Here is a 14,292-nt window from a genome sequence, read left to right as displayed (position 1 = left end):
GGCGCGCCTCCGTCGGCCGATGCTCGGCCTTCCGCTGCCATGCCGCCAGGGGCGCGGCGCAAGCCCGCAGAGCCGTGTCGGCGGTCTGGGCTTGGATGGGGAGGATGCCCGACTCCCTCGACGCCTTCGGCCCCGCCACCGCCGCGTGGTTCCGGGGCGCGTTCGCGGCGCCGACGCCCGCGCAGGAGGGCGCATGGGCGGCGACGCAGGGCGGCGGCAGCGCCCTCGTCATCGCGCCGACGGGATCCGGCAAGACCCTCGCCGCCTTCCTCACGGCCATCGACCGGCTCGCGAGCGAGCCGAAGCCCGAGGATCCGCTGCGCCGCACCCGCGTGCTCTACCTCTCGCCGCTGAAGGCGCTCGGCGTCGACGTCGAGCGCAACCTGCGCAGCCCCCTCGTCGGCATCGCGCGCACCGCTGCCGAGCTCGGCCTCGCGCCGCCGGACATCACGGTGGGCGTGCGCTCCGGCGATACGCCGCAGGCCGAGCGCAGGAGGCTGCTGACAGCGCCGCCGGACGTGCTCATCACGACGCCCGAGTCGCTCTTCCTCATGCTCACGAGCGCCGCGCGCGAGACGCTCGCGGGCGTCGAGACGATCATCGTCGACGAGATCCACGCCGTCGCGTCGACGAAGCGCGGCGCGCACCTCGCCGTCTCGCTCGAGCGGCTCGACGCCATGCTCGAGCGGCCGGCGCAGCGCATCGGGCTGTCGGCGACGGTGCGCCCACCCGAGGCCGTCGCGCGCTTCCTCGGCGGACCCCGTCCCGTGACGATCGTCGCGCCCGAGTCCCGCGGCCGCGTCGAGCTGCAGGTCGTCGTGCCGGTCGACGACATGAGCGACCTCGGCTCGGCGCCGCCCCGCGAGGGTGCGACGAGCGCGTCGGCCGACGAGGCGATGCCGCAGCAGCAGTCGATCTGGCCGCACGTCGAGGAGGCGATCGTCGATCGCGTGCTCGAGCAGCGCTCGACGATCGTGTTCACGAACTCGCGCCGCCTCGCCGAGCGCCTGACGTCGCGGCTCAACGAGATCTGGGCGCAGCGGCAGGAGGAGGCTGTGGAGGTCGAGGGCCTCGACGCGCCGACCGCGCCGCCATCCGGGCAGCCGGATCGGATGCCCGCGCAGATGATGGGCCAGTCGGGGCAGACCTCCGGCGCCGCGCCGCTGCTCGCCCGCGCGCACCACGGCTCCGTCTCGAAGGATCAGCGCGCAGAGATCGAGGACGACCTCAAGCGCGGCCGGCTGCGCTGCGTCGTCGCCACGTCCTCGCTCGAGCTCGGCATCGACATGGGCGCCGTCGACCTCGTCATCCAGGTCGAGTCGCCGCCGTCGGTCGCCGCCGGGCTGCAGCGCGTCGGCCGCGCCGGCCACCAGGTCGGCGAGGTGTCGCGCGGCGTGCTCTTCCCCAAGCACCGCGCCGACCTCGTCCACGCGACGGTGACGACGGAGCGGATGCGCGAGGGGCGCATCGAGCGGATCGCCGTGCCGCAGAACCCGCTCGACATCCTCGCGCAGCAGACGGTCGCGCACACGGCGCTCGGCCCCGTCGACGTCGACGACTGGTTCGAGATCGTGCGGCGCTCCGCACCCTTCGCCTCGCTCCCCCGCAGCGCGTACGAGGCGACGCTCGACCTCGTCTCCGGCCTCTACCCCTCCGACGAGTTCGCCGAGCTGCGGCCGCGGATCGTGTGGGATCGCGTCTCCGGCACCCTCACCGGCAGGCCGGGCGCGCAGCGCCTCGCCGTGACGAGCGGCGGCACGATCCCCGACCGAGGCATGTTCGGCGTCTTCCTCGCAGGCGCCGAGCGCGGCGGCCGCGTCGGCGAGCTCGACGAGGAGATGGTCTACGAGTCGCGCGTCGGCGACGTCTTCGCGCTCGGCGCGACGAGCTGGCGCATCCAGGACATCACGCACGACCGCGTCGTCGTGACGCCCGCGTTCGGCGAGCCGGGCCGCGTGCCGTTCTGGACGGGCGACGCCATGGGGCGCTCGGCCGAGCTCGGCGCCGCGATCGGCGCATTCTTGCGCGAGGCGGGGCAGTGGACGCCCGAGGAGGCGCAGGCTCGCCTCGCGTCGGCGGGGCTCGACGCTCGCGCCGCGCAGAACCTCCTCGCCTTCCTCGCCGAGCAGCGCGCCGCGACGGGGCAGCTGCCGAGCGATCGCACCCTCGTCGCCGAGCGCTTCCGCGACGAGCTCGGCGACTGGCGCATCGTGCTGCACTCGCCGTACGGCAACCGGGTGCACCAGCCGTGGGCGCTGGCCATCACGGCGCGCATCCGCGAGCGGTACGGATTCGACGGTGGCGCCATGGCCTCCGACGACGGCATCGTCGTGCGCCTGCCCGACACCGACGCCGATCCGCCCGGCGCCGACCTCTTCGTCTTCGACCCCGACGAGCTCGAGCACGTCATCACCGAGCGCGTCGGCGACTCGGCGCTCTTCGCCTCCCGCTTCCGCGAGTGCGCCGCTCGCGCGCTGCTGCTGCCGCGCCGCAACCCCGGCAGGCGCTCGCCGCTGTGGCAGCAGCGGCAGCGGGGCGCGCAGCTGCTCGAGGTCGCCCGCCGCTACCCGTCGTTCCCGATCGTGCTCGAGACGGTGCGCGAGGTGCTGCAGGACGTCTACGACGTGCCGGCGCTGCGCGGCGTCGCGGAGTCGATCGCGAGCCGCACGATCCGCCTGCTCGAGGTGGAGACGGCGGATGCGTCGCCCTTCGCCCGGTCGTTGCTGTTCGGCTACGTCGCCTCGTTCATGTACGAGGGCGACGCGCCGCTCGCAGAGCGTCGTGCCGCCGCGCTGTCGCTCGACACGACGATGCTCGCCGAGCTGCTCGGACGCGCGGAGCTGCGCGAGCTGCTCGATCCCGACGTCATCGCGACGACGGAGGCGCAGCTGCAGCGCACGCATCCGGAGCGACGCCTGAAGGGCGTCGAGGGCGCCGTCGACCTGCTGCGCCTGCTCGGCCCCATGGACACGTCCGCGCTCGTCGAGCGCCTCGACCCGACGACCATCGCCGGGCTCGACCTCGACGCGGCGCTCGAGGGCATGCGGCGCGAGCAGCGCGTGCTGCGGCTGCAGATCGCCGGGGCCGAGCGCTGGGCGGTGGTCGAGGATGCCGCGCGCCTGCGAGACGCGCTCGGGGTGCCGCTGCCCGTGGGCCTGCCGGAGGCGTACCTCACGCCGGTGCCCGACGCCGTCGGCGACCTCGTGAGCCGGTACGCCCGCACGCACGGCCCCTTCACGCCCGCCGACGCGGCGTCGACGCTCGGCCTCGGCGTCGCCGTCGTGCACGACGCGCTGCGCCGGCTCGCCGGCGATCGCCGGGTGCTCGAGGGCGAGTTCCGGCCGGGCGCCGCCGGCACCGACTGGTGCGACGCCGAGGTGCTCACCCGGCTCCGCTCGCGGTCGCTCGCCGCGCTGCGGAAGGAGGTCGAGCCCGTCGAGCCCGAGCAGCTCGCCCGCTTCCTGCCGGTGTGGCAGCACGCGGATCGCTCGCTGCGCGGCATCGACGGCGTGCTGCAGGTCGTCGAGCAGCTCGCGGGCGCCGCAGTGCCCGCGAGCGCCTGGGAGTCGCTCGTGCTGCCCGCCCGGGTGCGCGACTACCAGCCGGCGATGCTCGACGAGCTCACGAGCACGGGCGAGGTGCTCTGGAGCGGCGACGGCACGCTGCCGGGCGCCGACGGCTGGGTGCGGCTGCACCTCGCCGAGACCGCGCACCTCACGATCGATGCCCCGACGGAGGCACCCGATGCCGCCGGCCAGGCCGTGCTCGACGCGCTCGGCGCCGGCGGCGGCTGGTTCTTCCGCCAGCTGCAGCAGACGCTCGACGTGCCGGACTCCGAGCTCACGGCGACGCTGTGGCAGCTCGTGTGGAGCGGCCACGTGACGAACGACACGCTCGGCGCGCTGCGCGTGCGCACCGGCTCGTCGGCGCGCCGCACGCGGCAGCCGACGCGCACGCGCGCCTACCGCGGTCGCATGCGACCGCGCGGCACGACGCAGTCTGCGGCGCCCGAGGTCGGCGGGCGGTGGACGCTGACGCCGTCGCCGGACCCCGATGCCACAGTGCGGCGCCTCGCGAATGCCGAGCAGCTGCTCGAGCGGCACGGCATCGTGACGCGCGGCGCCGTGCAGTCCGAGCAGGTGCCGGGTGGCTTCGCCGCCGCGTATCGCGTGCTCACGCAGCTCGAGGAGGCGGGGCAGACGCGCCGCGGCTACTTCGTCGCCGGCCTCGGCGCCGCGCAGTTCTCGACGCCCGCGACCGTCGACCGGCTGCGCGCGTTCGGCCTCGATCCGGATCAGGCTCCGCCGCTCGCGGCGCGCACGCTCGCGGCGACCGATCCCGCGAATCCGTTCGGCGCCGCCCTGCCGTGGCCGCAGCGCGACGAGGGCCACCGGCCGGGCCGCAAGGCGGGGGCGCTCGTGACGATCGTCGACGGCGCGCTGACGCTGTTCGTCGAGCGGGGTGGACGCACGCTGCTGACGTTCGACGACGAGCCCGCGCGCCTGGCGGCGGCCGCCGCATCCCTCGCCTCCGTCGCGCCCGCGCTCGGCCGCATCGCGGTGCACCGCGTCGACGGCCAGGCCGTGCTGGGCTCCGCGCTCGACCCCGTGCTGCGCGAGGCGGGCTTCGCGCTCACCCCGAAGGGGCTGCGCCTCGGCTGACGAGGGCGCAGGATCCGATGCCCGAGGGCGACACCGTCTGGCGCACCGCGCGCTCGCTGCACGAGGTGCTGGCGGGGCAGGTGCTCACGCGCTTCGACCTGCGGGTGCCGCAGCACGCGACGGCCGACCTCGCCGGATCGACGGTGCGGGAGGTCGTGAGCCGCGGCAAGCACATCCTGCACCGCATCGAGGAGCCCGGCACCGACGGGCGCGGCGGCGAGGCATGGACGCTGCACACGCACCTGAAGATGGACGGCTCGTGGCACCGCTACCGGCAGGGCTCGCGCTGGCAGCGGCCCGCGTACACGGCGCGCGCCGTGCTCGACACCGCCGAGTGGCAGACGGTCGGATACCTGCTGGGCGTCGTCGACCTCGTGCGCACCGCAGACGAGGACACCGTCGTCGGCCATCTCGGCCCCGACCTGCTCGGGCCCGACTGGGATGCGGAGATCGCGGCGGCGAACCTCGCGAGCGATCCCGAGCGCGAGATCGGCGTGGCGCTGCTCGATCAGCGCAACCTCGCCGGCCTCGGCACGATCTTCCGCGCCGAGCTGTGCTTCCTCCGCGGCGTCTCGCCGTGGCGTCGAGTCGGCGACGTCGACGACCTGCCCGGCATGGTCGCGCTCGCGCATCGCATCATCGTCGCGAACCGCGACCGCGTCGAGCGCACGTTCACCGGCTCGCTGCGCCGCGACCGCTACTGGGTCTACGGCCGCGAGCACGAGCCGTGCCGACGCTGCGGCACGCGCATCGAGCGCGGGCATCTCGGACCGGAGACGATGGAGCGCGTCGCCTATCGGTGCCCCGTCTGCCAGCCGTAGGCGATGGCGTCGGCGCCCCCGTCGCCGAGCGCGAGGAGGGCGCTACGGTCGCGGACCCAGCAGCCCGTCGAGCAGCAGCCCCGCCATGCCTCCGATGCCGTCGCTCGCCTCGTCGTCGACGAGCCTGCTGAGCGCCCGGATGAGCGCCTCCGCCGTGACGCCTCCGCGCACCGTCCCTGCAACAGCGCCGGCATCGAGCATGCGCTGCACGGGAGGCCCGACGGTGCCGAGGAACACGTCGGGCAGCGGGCGATACGCCGGATCGCCCGAGTGCAGCGCCGCTGCGAAGCCGCGCTTCGTCGCGACGAAGCGCGCGAGATCCTCGGCCCAGGCACGAAGCGCGACCTCGGGAGGATGCTCGCGCTCGACGCGCTCGGCGGATGCGGCGACGGCGGCGACCTCACGGCGGAAGACGGCGACGATGAGGTCGGACCGCTGCGGGTAGTTGCGGTAGATCGTGCCGACGCCCACCCCTGCGCGAGCAGCGATCTCGCGCATCGGCGCGTCGACCCCCAGCTCTGCGAACGCGCTCTTCGCGGCCTCGAGCACCACCTCCGTGTTGCGTACGGCGTCGGCGCGCTTCCGGCGCGTCGGCGCGTCCGCGTGCTGCATGGCGTCGGTAGACAAAACGGAACACCTTTCCGTATAGTTTCGGACGACCGTTCCGTCTGCACGATACGGCATCGGCGATCACGACGACAGGAGTCCCCCATGGAACGCAGACCGCTCGGACGCACCGGCATCCACGTCTCCCCTCTCGCACTCGGCACCATGATGTTCAGCGCCTTCGGCACGACCGACCAGGGCGAGGTGGACCGCATGGTGGCTCGAGCCCTCGATGCCGGCGTCAACCTGATCGACACCGCCGACGCGTACGGCGAGTCGGAGGAGCTCGTCGGTCGCGCCATCGCGGGTCGGCGCGACGAGATCGTGCTCGCGACGAAGTTCTCCCGACCGATGGGCGAGGACGCGAACCGGCGCGGCGGCTCTCGCCGCTGGATCATGACCGCGGTCGAGGACTCGCTCCGTCGGCTCCGCACCGACCGCATCGACCTGTACCAGATGCACCGGCCCGACCCCGAGACCGACATCGAGGAGACGCTGTCCGCGCTCACCGATCTCGTGCGCAGCGGCAAGGTGCGCACGATCGGCACCTCCGACATGCCCGCCTCCGAGATCGTGGAGGCGCAGTGGGTCGCGGAACGCCGCGGGCTCGAGCGCGTTCGCGTCGAGCAACCTCACTACTCGCTCCTCGATCGCGCCATCGAGAACGAGGTGCTGCCCGTCGCGCAGCGCTACGGGATGGGCACGGTGATCTGGAGCCCGCTCGCGAGCGGCATGCTCACAGGGCGCGTGCGACGCGGTGCGCAGTCGGACCTCCGACGGACGAGGATGTTCGCAGCGCTGCGGGACGAACGACGCATCGACGCCGTCGAGGAGCTGCTGATGCTCGCCGAGGAGGCGGGTCTGCCGCTCACGCACCTCGCGCTCGCGTTCGTCGTGGCGCATCCCGGCGTCACCGCCGCGCTCATCGGTCCGCGCACCCACGAGCAGCTCGACGACCTGCTCGCCGCGGCGTCGGTGCGCCTCTCCGACGAGGTGCTCGACCGCATCGACGCCATCGTGCCGCCCGGCACCGGCGTCGGTCGCATGGATCAGGAGCACCGCACGCTCCCCATCACGACGCCATCGCTGCGGCGCAGACCGATCGAGACGCGCGCCGCCGCGTAGCCGCTCGGGCGCGACAGCGCCCGTGGCTCGGCAGCGGTGCGACATGAGGGAGCCGTGCCGACGCTGCGGCACGCGCATCGAGCGCGGCCACCTCGGGCCGGAGACGATGGAGCGCGTCGCCTACCGCTGCCCCGTCTGCCAGCCGTAGCCCACGGCATCGTGGACGTCCCGCCCCCGACGGCTCACGCGGCGGTGGACTCCAGCGACCGTCGCCGCTCGCGTGCGCGGCGGTGACGACCGCCCGCGACGACGAGCAGGGGGATCGCCCCGAGCCAGAGCAGGCCGAGCACGAACGGCAGCGCCTGCAGCGCGAAGGCCGCGAGCGTCACGCCGACGGCGACCGCGATGGCAGCACGCAGCGCAGGACCGCCTCCGGGTGCGATCGGCAGGAGGGTGCATGCGACGGCGGCGCCTGCCATCGCGCTCGCGATCCAGAGCACGAGCTGCCCCTGCGCGGAGGCGATGCCGAGCAGGACGGCGATGATCGTCGCGGCGGATGCGGCGACCCCCGCGCCGCCCGCGAACCATGCGATCGTCCCGACCGAGGCGCTGCCGACGATCGCGAGCGCGACGAGCAGGAGCGTCGTGCCGAGGATCGCGAGCGCGAAGAGCTGCCAGAGGCCCTCCTCCCGCACCATGCCCGGCAGCGCCGACGAGGCCGCGACCGACAGCATCGAGGGCGCGCCGAGCAGGATGGCGGCGCCGCTGAGCATCGCGACGGGAGCTGGACGCCACTCGCCACGCGCGGCCGCGTCGTCGGCATCGTGGCGTCGCCGCACCTCCGTCGACAGGGCGAGCACCAGCACGGCGAACGCGATCACCCAGACCAGTCCCGTCATCGACACCGCGACGCCGACGCCGACGAGCGCCGCGGTGCACGCGAAGGCGACGAGCCAGCGCGCGACGAGGCCGCTGGGTCGCAGCACGAGGTCGTGCACGAACGAGAGCAGGCCGACCCCCGCCACGACGGCCGCCACGAGCGTTGCCGTCGGCTGCGCGACGCCTGTGATGCTGACGAGGTCGGTGGCGACGACGGGCGCGACGATGGTGCGGACCGCGTCGGCGGCCTGGATCGCGCCGGCGACGAGCACGGCGAGCGCAGCCGCCACGCTGCTGCCCGCACCGGCTCCGAGCCGGCTGCGTGCGAGGGCGAGGAGTGCGATCGCCACGAGCGGCGTGCCGACGGCGGTGGTCGCCACGACCACGAGGATCTGCCAGACCGCGCCCAGCGTCGCGCCGTCGACGCCGAGCGCGAGATGCGGGTCCACCATGAGCCCGGCGGACTGCACGAGCATCGCGCAGACGTACAGCGCCAGTCCGACGGCGGCGGCCAGCGCCGCGGTCGCCGGCGTCATGCGCGCGGCGAGCCCGTGGACGCGGATCGACCACGCGTCCGCCGCCGTCGGCTCCTCGAGTCCGCGCGCCTCCGCGTCGTCGAGCAGCGTCGCGAGCAGCACCTCGCCGTCGCGCTCGCGCCAGGCGCGCGGGTACCAGCGCAGGAGGGCGCGGAACCGCTCCTCGAGGGCGCTCATGCGAGCGCCTCCCCCGCCGTCCGCGCGCCGCGCGCCGCGAGCCGTGCGCGCGCCGCGGTCGCTCGAGCCTCGAGCGCCGCGGACTCGAGCTCGAGCGCGTCGACGCCGGCGTCCGAGAGCACGTAGTAGCGGCGCGCACGACCATCGACGACCTCCTCGCCGTCCTCGACGGCGAGCCCCTCGCGCACGATCCGCTCGAGCGCCGCGTACAGCGTCGTCACGCGCAGCGCGACGGCGCCCTGGCTCATCCGCTCGACGTCGCGCAGGATGGCGTAGCCGTGCCGCCGCCCCTCGGCGAGCGAGGTCAGGATCCAGAACGTGGGCTCGGTCATGCGTTGCGCCATGCGCGTGACGCTACCGCGGATGCGATATTCCTGCCAGTGGAGCATCCCCGATGCGGACTCGGTGTCAGAGTGCGGTCAGCGCAGCGTCCAGTGCCGCACGGGCTGCGGATGCTCGAGCAGGAACTCGTCGTCGTCGGGATAGCTGATCGGCCGTTGGATGTCGTAGCCCGCGAAGGCGCGGATCGCCGCCTCGTCACGCCAATGCGACAGCACGCGCACCTCGGTGCGCCCATCGCCGAGGTCCCGCGAGTGGATGTGCGTGCCGAGATTGCCGTCGATCGCGACGTACCGGTCGTAGGTCGTGTCGCGCATGAACGTCAGGTACTCGTCGACGCGAGCGGTCTCGACGAGCGCGCTCCACTCGCGCACGATGGCGCCCGCAGGGATGTCCACGCGCTCACGCTTGCACGGAAGCGAGCATCGCTCAAGGGGTGGAGGCGTCGGCCAGGAAGGCCAGGGCCTGCTCCTTGAAGTGCCGCGAGGTGATGGCGTTGAGGTGGTTGCGTCCCGGGATCGGCGCCCAGCGCCCGTCGGGGAGCGCGTCGACGAGCGTCGCGGTGTCGGCGGCGTGCTCGTCGCGGTCGCCCGTCATGAGCAGCGTGGGCACGCTCGGCGCGTGCGCCGCCGGTGCGAAGGGCGTCGCGGCGACCTCGGTCGCGAGCGCGACGAGCGCGTCGGGGTCGTTCTCGGGCAGCGCGGTCGCGAGCCGCACGACGAACGCGGCCGCACCGGTCGGCGCGGCCTCGCCGGCCAGGGCGCGCCGCGCGACGTCGCCGTCGAGGCCGCGGAACGGATCGCCTGCGGGCAGGCCGCCGAGGGCGAGCGCCGAGAACGCGTCGGGGTGCAGCGCGGCGTAGCGCCAGCCGAGCCGCGAGCCCATCGAGTAGCCGAGGTACCCGGGGCGCGCGCCCGCGAGCCCCGTCGCGGCGAGCACGGCATCCACGTCGCCGAGGAACCGCTCGACGCCGTAGCGCCCGACGCCGGGGCGCTCGCTGTCGCCGTGCCCGCGCAGGTCGAGCGCGACGCCGCGCAGCCCGGCCTCGACGAGCGGGCGATCCCAGCCCGCGTCGATCCAGTTGCGCTGCGTGCTCGACGAGAAGCCGTGGACCATGAGGATGGGCCTGCCGGCGGGATCGCCGAGCTCGTGGATCGCGAGGCGCGTGCCGTCGTCGGCCACGACGATGCCGGGGGCGGGGCGGGCGTCGAGGGTCATGCACCCATCCTGGCCCTGCGCAGCACCCTCCCTCCCACGTCGCGTCGCGCAGTAGCGTGACGGCATGGCTGCGCCCGGCACGTCGGCTCCCGAGGCATCCGGCCGCGCTCGCGGCCGCCTGCGGCTCGCCGACGTGCTGCCCGAGGTCGGCAGGTCGCGGCACGACGCGACGCACGCCGCCTCGGCGCGTGCGTCGCGCCGGCCGATGCTGCTGCGCTCGGCGCTGCCCGCCGTGCTCGTCGCGCTGCCGATCGCCGTCGACCTGGCAGGCGTGCACGTCGAGGCCGGCCTCGTCTCGCTCTGGACGATCGCGCCGGCGGCCATCGGCCTCGCGATCGTCGTCGCGCTCGCCGCCGTGCGCGCGGCGCGCGGCGACGTCGTCGTCGCCGACGGCTCGGTCCGCGTCGCGGGCTGGCTGGCGTTCGACGTCGCCGACGTGCACGAGGTGCTGCCCGTCGCGTGGCGCGACCATGCGGCGGAGCGGCGGGTCGACCTCGCGCTCATCGCCGCCGACGGGGCGCAGCTCGCCCTGCTCGACGGCGCTCGGTACCGCGGCGACGACCTCGTCGCCGTGCTCGGCACCCTCGCCGGCCGCGTGCGTCCACCGGTGCGCACGCATCTGGCGAACGCACGCCGCCTGCGCGGCGCGCATCCGCAGGCGCTCGACCATCGCGACGCGCGCCTCGCCGCACTGCAGTGGTTCGCCACCGTCGTGGGGCTCCTGTCGTCGGCGGTCGCGTCGTTCGTCGTGCTCGCCTGATCCGCTGGTGTCGCGCGAGTGGCTCGTGCCACAGTGTCGGCATGGCGATCGAGGTGCTGCCGGCGACGAGCTACGCCGACGTGAAGACCATGGTCGGGCCGAAGCGGGATCCCGACGCGAACGTGTGCTGGTGCCTGTCGTACCGGCTGCCGGCGAAGGAGAACCAGGCGCTCTCGGGCAAGGCCCGCGGCCGGAAGGTCTCGGCGCTGCTGCGCGCAGGCGAGCAGATCGGCGTGCTCGGCTACGAGGGCGACGAGGTCGTGGGATGGGCTGCGCTCGCACCCCGGTCGCGGACGTCGTTCGCGACGAGCAGGCGCATCCCCCACGTCGACGACCTCGACGCGTGGAGCGTGTGGTGCGTGCGCGTGCGCCCGGGGCATCGCGGGCAGGGCATCGCGCACGACATGCTCGCCGGTGCCGTGCGCGTCGCGCGCGACGCCGGGGCGCCGGCGATCGAGGGCTATCCCGTCGACGCGGGCGACGAGCGCGTCGACCTCACGATGGCCTACGCGGGGACGCGGCGCCTCTTCGAGTCCGCCGGCTTCACGAAGGCGGCCGACACGACGTCGACGCTCGACGGCTTCCCGCGCGTCGTGATGCGGCTCGACCTGCGCTGACCGGCGTGGGCGTCATGACCGCCCCGGCGTCGGCGGCAGCGGGCGAGCGCCGCGCACCGCGACCGCGCGCGCGGCCAGCTCGGCGCCGCTCGTCGCGGCGTCCGCTGCGGACGCGCCCGCGACGATCCCGGCGACGAACCCCGCGGTGAACGCGTCGCCCGCGCCGGTGGGGTCGACGAGCCGTGCGGGCACCGCGGGCACGAACCGCTGCGCACCCCGCTCGACGACGAGGACGCCCGCATCGCCGAGCGTCAGCGCGACGACCGGGGCGAGCCGCCCGAGCGCGGCACCGACCTGCGCGCTGCCCTGCGCGCCCGTGACGAGCGCTCCCTCGTCGCGATTCGCGACGAGCACGTCGACCCCGCGCAGCGCGGCGAGCGCGACGTCGACGCCGAGGTCGGCGATCGAGCCAGCGGATCCGATCGTGCACGAGACGCGCGCGCCGTGCGCGTGCGCGCGCTCGACCAGCCGCCCGACGGCGGCCGCGTGCCCGGCCAGCAGCGAGTAGCCCGTCACGTGCACGACGTCGACGCCCGCGAGCAGCGCGTCGTCGATGTCGTCGGGATCGACGTGGGCGTTGGCACCGCGATCGGTGAGCATCGTGCGCTCGTCGCCGTCGACGAGCAGCACGATCGTGCCGGTCTCGTGCTCGGCGTCACTCGCGATGCGCGCATCCACGCCGACGTCGGCGAGCAGTCGCGCGTGCCGTTCGGCGTCGACCGCCGCCACGCGCCCGACGAACGTCGTCGGCAGCCCTGCCGCCACCATCCACGCCGCGGTGTTCGCTGCGCTGCCGCCGGGTCGGCGCACGATCTCGGCGTCGGTGTCGGTGTCGGTGCGGATGGGCCCGCGCGGGAAGACGAGCACGTCGTCGACGACGTCGCCCAGCACGAGCGCGCGCATCACGCGCCCGCGTACGCCGTCGCGATCGCTGCCGCGAGCCGGATGTTGGAGCGCACGAGCGCGAGGTTCACCTCGAGGCTGCGCCCCTCGGAGAGCTCGACGATGCGACCGAGCAGGTACGGCGTCACCGCCTTGCCGTGGATGCCGTCGCGCTCGGCCTCCGCCGTCGCCTGCGCGACGACCGCGTCGTGCTCGGCAGGGTCCCACTGCTGCTCGATCGGCAGCGGGTTGGCCACGACGAGTCCCGATCCGGCGCCGGTCGCGTCCTGATCGCGCAGGATGGCCGCGATCTCGTCGACGGCGTCGACGCGCCAGTCGAGCGCGTGCGGGCTGGAGGAGAGCCAGAACATCGGGAAGCGGTCGGTGCGCCAGCCGACGACCGGCACCGACAGCGTCTCCATGCGCTCGAGCGTCGCGCCGACGTCGAGCACCGACTTCACGCCCGCGCACACGACCGCGACGGGATGGCGCGCGAGCGTGGGGATGTCGGCCGACTCGTCGAACGTCGACGATGCGCCCGGGTGCACGCCGCCGAGGCCGCCCGTCGCGAAGACGCGGATGCCGGCGCGCGCGGCGATCGCGACCGTGCCCGCGACGGTCGTCGCGCCCGTGCCGCGTCGCGCCGCGAGGATGGGCAGGTCGCGGACGCTCGCCTTCGCGACGCCCTCGCCCGCGATGCGCTCGAGCGCATCCTCGTCGAGGCCGACGCGCGGGACGCCGTCGACGACGGCGATCGTCGCGGGCACCGCGCCGGCATCGCGCACGATGGCCTCGAACTCGCGCGCGGCCTCGAGGTTGCGCGGCCGCGGCAGGCCGTGGCTGATGATCGTGGACTCCAGCGCCACGACGGGGATGCCCGCGTCGAGCGCATCGCGGACCTCTTCGGCGACATGCATCGCCCCAGGCTAGACGGCGAGAGCGCGACGCTCGAGGGCGCCGCGCCCGCGGTCGACGCGCCTCGGGTCGTCGCGCCGAGCCTCGTGCGACGATCGCATCGTGCAGCGCTCCGTGCTCCTCGTCCACCACCTCGCCTACGAGACCGGCGGGCACGCGGCACGCCTCACGGCGCACCTGCCGACGCAGACCGTCGCCTTCCCGCGGCGGGTGCCGCCGCTCGACGCGATCGCCGGCATCATCGTGCTCGGCGGCGAGATGAGCGCGGTCGACGTCGCCGCGCATCCGTCCATCGGCGTCACGACGGACCTCGTGCGCCGCGCGGTCGACGCCGACGTGCCCGTGCTCGGCCTCTGCCTGGGCCACCAGATCCTCGGCGTCGCGCTCGGTGCCGAGCACCGCGCGGGCGCCGTCGACGAGACGGGGCTGCTGCCGGTCGACGTCGTCGCCGCCGACCCGTGGCTCGGGGGCTTCACCGGCGAGCTGCGACCGATGCAGTGGCACACGGACGTCGTGGGGCTGCCGACGGGGGCGACGCTCGTCGCGACGAACGACGCCGTGCCCGTGCAGGCATTCCGCTCCGGCTCCGCGCTCGGCCTGCAGTTCCACCTCGAGGTCGACGAGGAGGTGCTGCGGCGCTGGAGCACCGTCGCCGAGCCGCCGCTCGGCGACGACCTGCCGGGCGGCGACGTCGAAGGCCTCGTGCGCGCGTATCGCGCCGACACGACGCTCCACCGCGTCGTCGAGGAGGGCTTCGGCGCCTTCGCCGAGTCCTGCCGCCTGCGCCTCTGACTCAGAGCATGGAGGTCTTCGGCC

The 14,292-nt window shown here is 74.8% G+C and carries 13 protein-coding genes; 6 read left to right on the top strand and 7 right to left on the bottom strand.

Annotated features, from left to right (window positions below; translation table 11 throughout):
- Positions 1-104: 104 nt before the first annotated feature.
- Together C1N71_RS02550 and C1N71_RS02545 are read left to right on the top strand one after the other, a co-directional pair.
- Positions 105-4,661 carry an ATP-dependent helicase gene (locus C1N71_RS02550; RefSeq protein ID WP_137754979.1) on the top strand — a complete coding sequence of 1,519 codons (4,557 nt, stop codon included), beginning with the start codon at positions 105-107 and terminating at the stop codon, positions 4,659-4,661.
- A 17-nt stretch (positions 4,662-4,678) separates the two neighbouring features.
- A complete protein-coding gene (locus tag C1N71_RS02545) occupies positions 4,679-5,482 on the top strand; it encodes a DNA-formamidopyrimidine glycosylase family protein (RefSeq protein ID WP_137754978.1) in 804 nt (267 codons plus the stop codon).
- Positions 5,483-5,524: 42 nt separating this feature from the next.
- On the opposite strand, the gene C1N71_RS02540 is transcribed toward C1N71_RS02545, so the two are convergent.
- Positions 5,525-6,094 carry a TetR/AcrR family transcriptional regulator gene (locus tag C1N71_RS02540; RefSeq protein ID WP_137754977.1) on the bottom strand — a complete coding sequence of 190 codons (570 nt, stop codon included), beginning with the start codon at positions 6,092-6,094 and terminating at the stop codon, positions 5,525-5,527.
- 99 nt (positions 6,095-6,193) lie between these two features.
- On the opposite strand from C1N71_RS02540, the gene C1N71_RS02535 reads away from it, so the two are divergent.
- Positions 6,194-7,213 carry an aldo/keto reductase gene (locus C1N71_RS02535; protein WP_137754976.1) on the top strand — a complete coding sequence of 340 codons (1,020 nt, stop codon included), beginning with the start codon at positions 6,194-6,196 and terminating at the stop codon, positions 7,211-7,213.
- 182 nt (positions 7,214-7,395) lie between these two features.
- Here the strand turns inward: C1N71_RS02535 and C1N71_RS02525 are convergent, their stop codons facing one another.
- The 4 genes from C1N71_RS02525 to C1N71_RS02510 all read right to left on the bottom strand — a co-directional run bounded on the left by C1N71_RS02525 (position 7,396) and on the right by C1N71_RS02510 (position 10,302).
- A complete protein-coding gene (locus C1N71_RS02525; RefSeq protein WP_137754975.1) occupies positions 7,396-8,745 on the bottom strand; it encodes a hypothetical protein in 1,350 nt (449 codons plus the stop codon).
- Positions 8,742-9,089: a PadR family transcriptional regulator gene (locus C1N71_RS02520; protein WP_137754974.1), complete on the bottom strand. Its 348-nt coding sequence runs from the start codon at positions 9,087-9,089 to the stop codon at positions 8,742-8,744. The genes C1N71_RS02525 and C1N71_RS02520 overlap by 4 nt, the downstream gene beginning before the upstream one ends.
- 75 nt (positions 9,090-9,164) lie before the next feature.
- Positions 9,165-9,482 (bottom strand): hypothetical protein, encoded by a 318-nt coding sequence (locus C1N71_RS02515; protein WP_137754973.1) that lies wholly within the window; start codon positions 9,480-9,482, stop codon positions 9,165-9,167.
- Between the two features lie 31 nt (positions 9,483-9,513).
- A complete protein-coding gene (locus tag C1N71_RS02510; RefSeq protein WP_175414063.1) occupies positions 9,514-10,302 on the bottom strand; it encodes an alpha/beta fold hydrolase in 789 nt (262 codons plus the stop codon).
- Positions 10,303-10,366: 64 nt separating this feature from the next.
- Here C1N71_RS02510 and C1N71_RS02505 point away from each other — a divergent pair, with 64 nt between their 5' ends.
- Entirely contained in the window at positions 10,367-11,062 is a 696-nt protein-coding gene (locus C1N71_RS02505; RefSeq protein WP_175414062.1) for a hypothetical protein, read from the top strand.
- A gap of 41 nt (positions 11,063-11,103) precedes the next feature.
- Positions 11,104-11,679 (top strand): GNAT family N-acetyltransferase, encoded by a 576-nt coding sequence (locus C1N71_RS02500; protein WP_137754970.1) that lies wholly within the window; start codon positions 11,104-11,106, stop codon positions 11,677-11,679.
- 12 nt (positions 11,680-11,691) lie between these two features.
- On the opposite strand, the gene C1N71_RS02495 is transcribed toward C1N71_RS02500, so the two are convergent.
- Together C1N71_RS02495 and C1N71_RS02490 are read right to left on the bottom strand one after the other, a co-directional pair.
- On the bottom strand, positions 11,692-12,582 hold the full coding sequence (locus tag C1N71_RS02495) for a carbohydrate kinase family protein (protein WP_254678182.1): 891 nt from the start codon (positions 12,580-12,582) through the stop codon (positions 11,692-11,694).
- Complete coding sequence (locus C1N71_RS02490) at positions 12,582-13,478, bottom strand: pseudouridine-5'-phosphate glycosidase (RefSeq protein ID WP_137754968.1); 897 nt, start codon at positions 13,476-13,478, stop codon at positions 12,582-12,584. The genes C1N71_RS02495 and C1N71_RS02490 overlap by 1 nt, the downstream gene beginning before the upstream one ends.
- Before the next feature lie 100 nt (positions 13,479-13,578).
- Between C1N71_RS02490 and C1N71_RS02485 the strand changes: the two genes are divergently transcribed.
- Positions 13,579-14,268 (top strand): type 1 glutamine amidotransferase, encoded by a 690-nt coding sequence (locus tag C1N71_RS02485; protein WP_137754967.1) that lies wholly within the window; start codon positions 13,579-13,581, stop codon positions 14,266-14,268.
- Positions 14,269-14,292: the final 24 nt, after the last annotated feature.

The organism is Agrococcus sp. SGAir0287, assembly GCF_005484985.1.
Taxonomy (GTDB): domain Bacteria; phylum Actinomycetota; class Actinomycetes; order Actinomycetales; family Microbacteriaceae; genus Agrococcus.
This window is presented reverse-complemented; position numbering and strand designations above follow the sequence as displayed.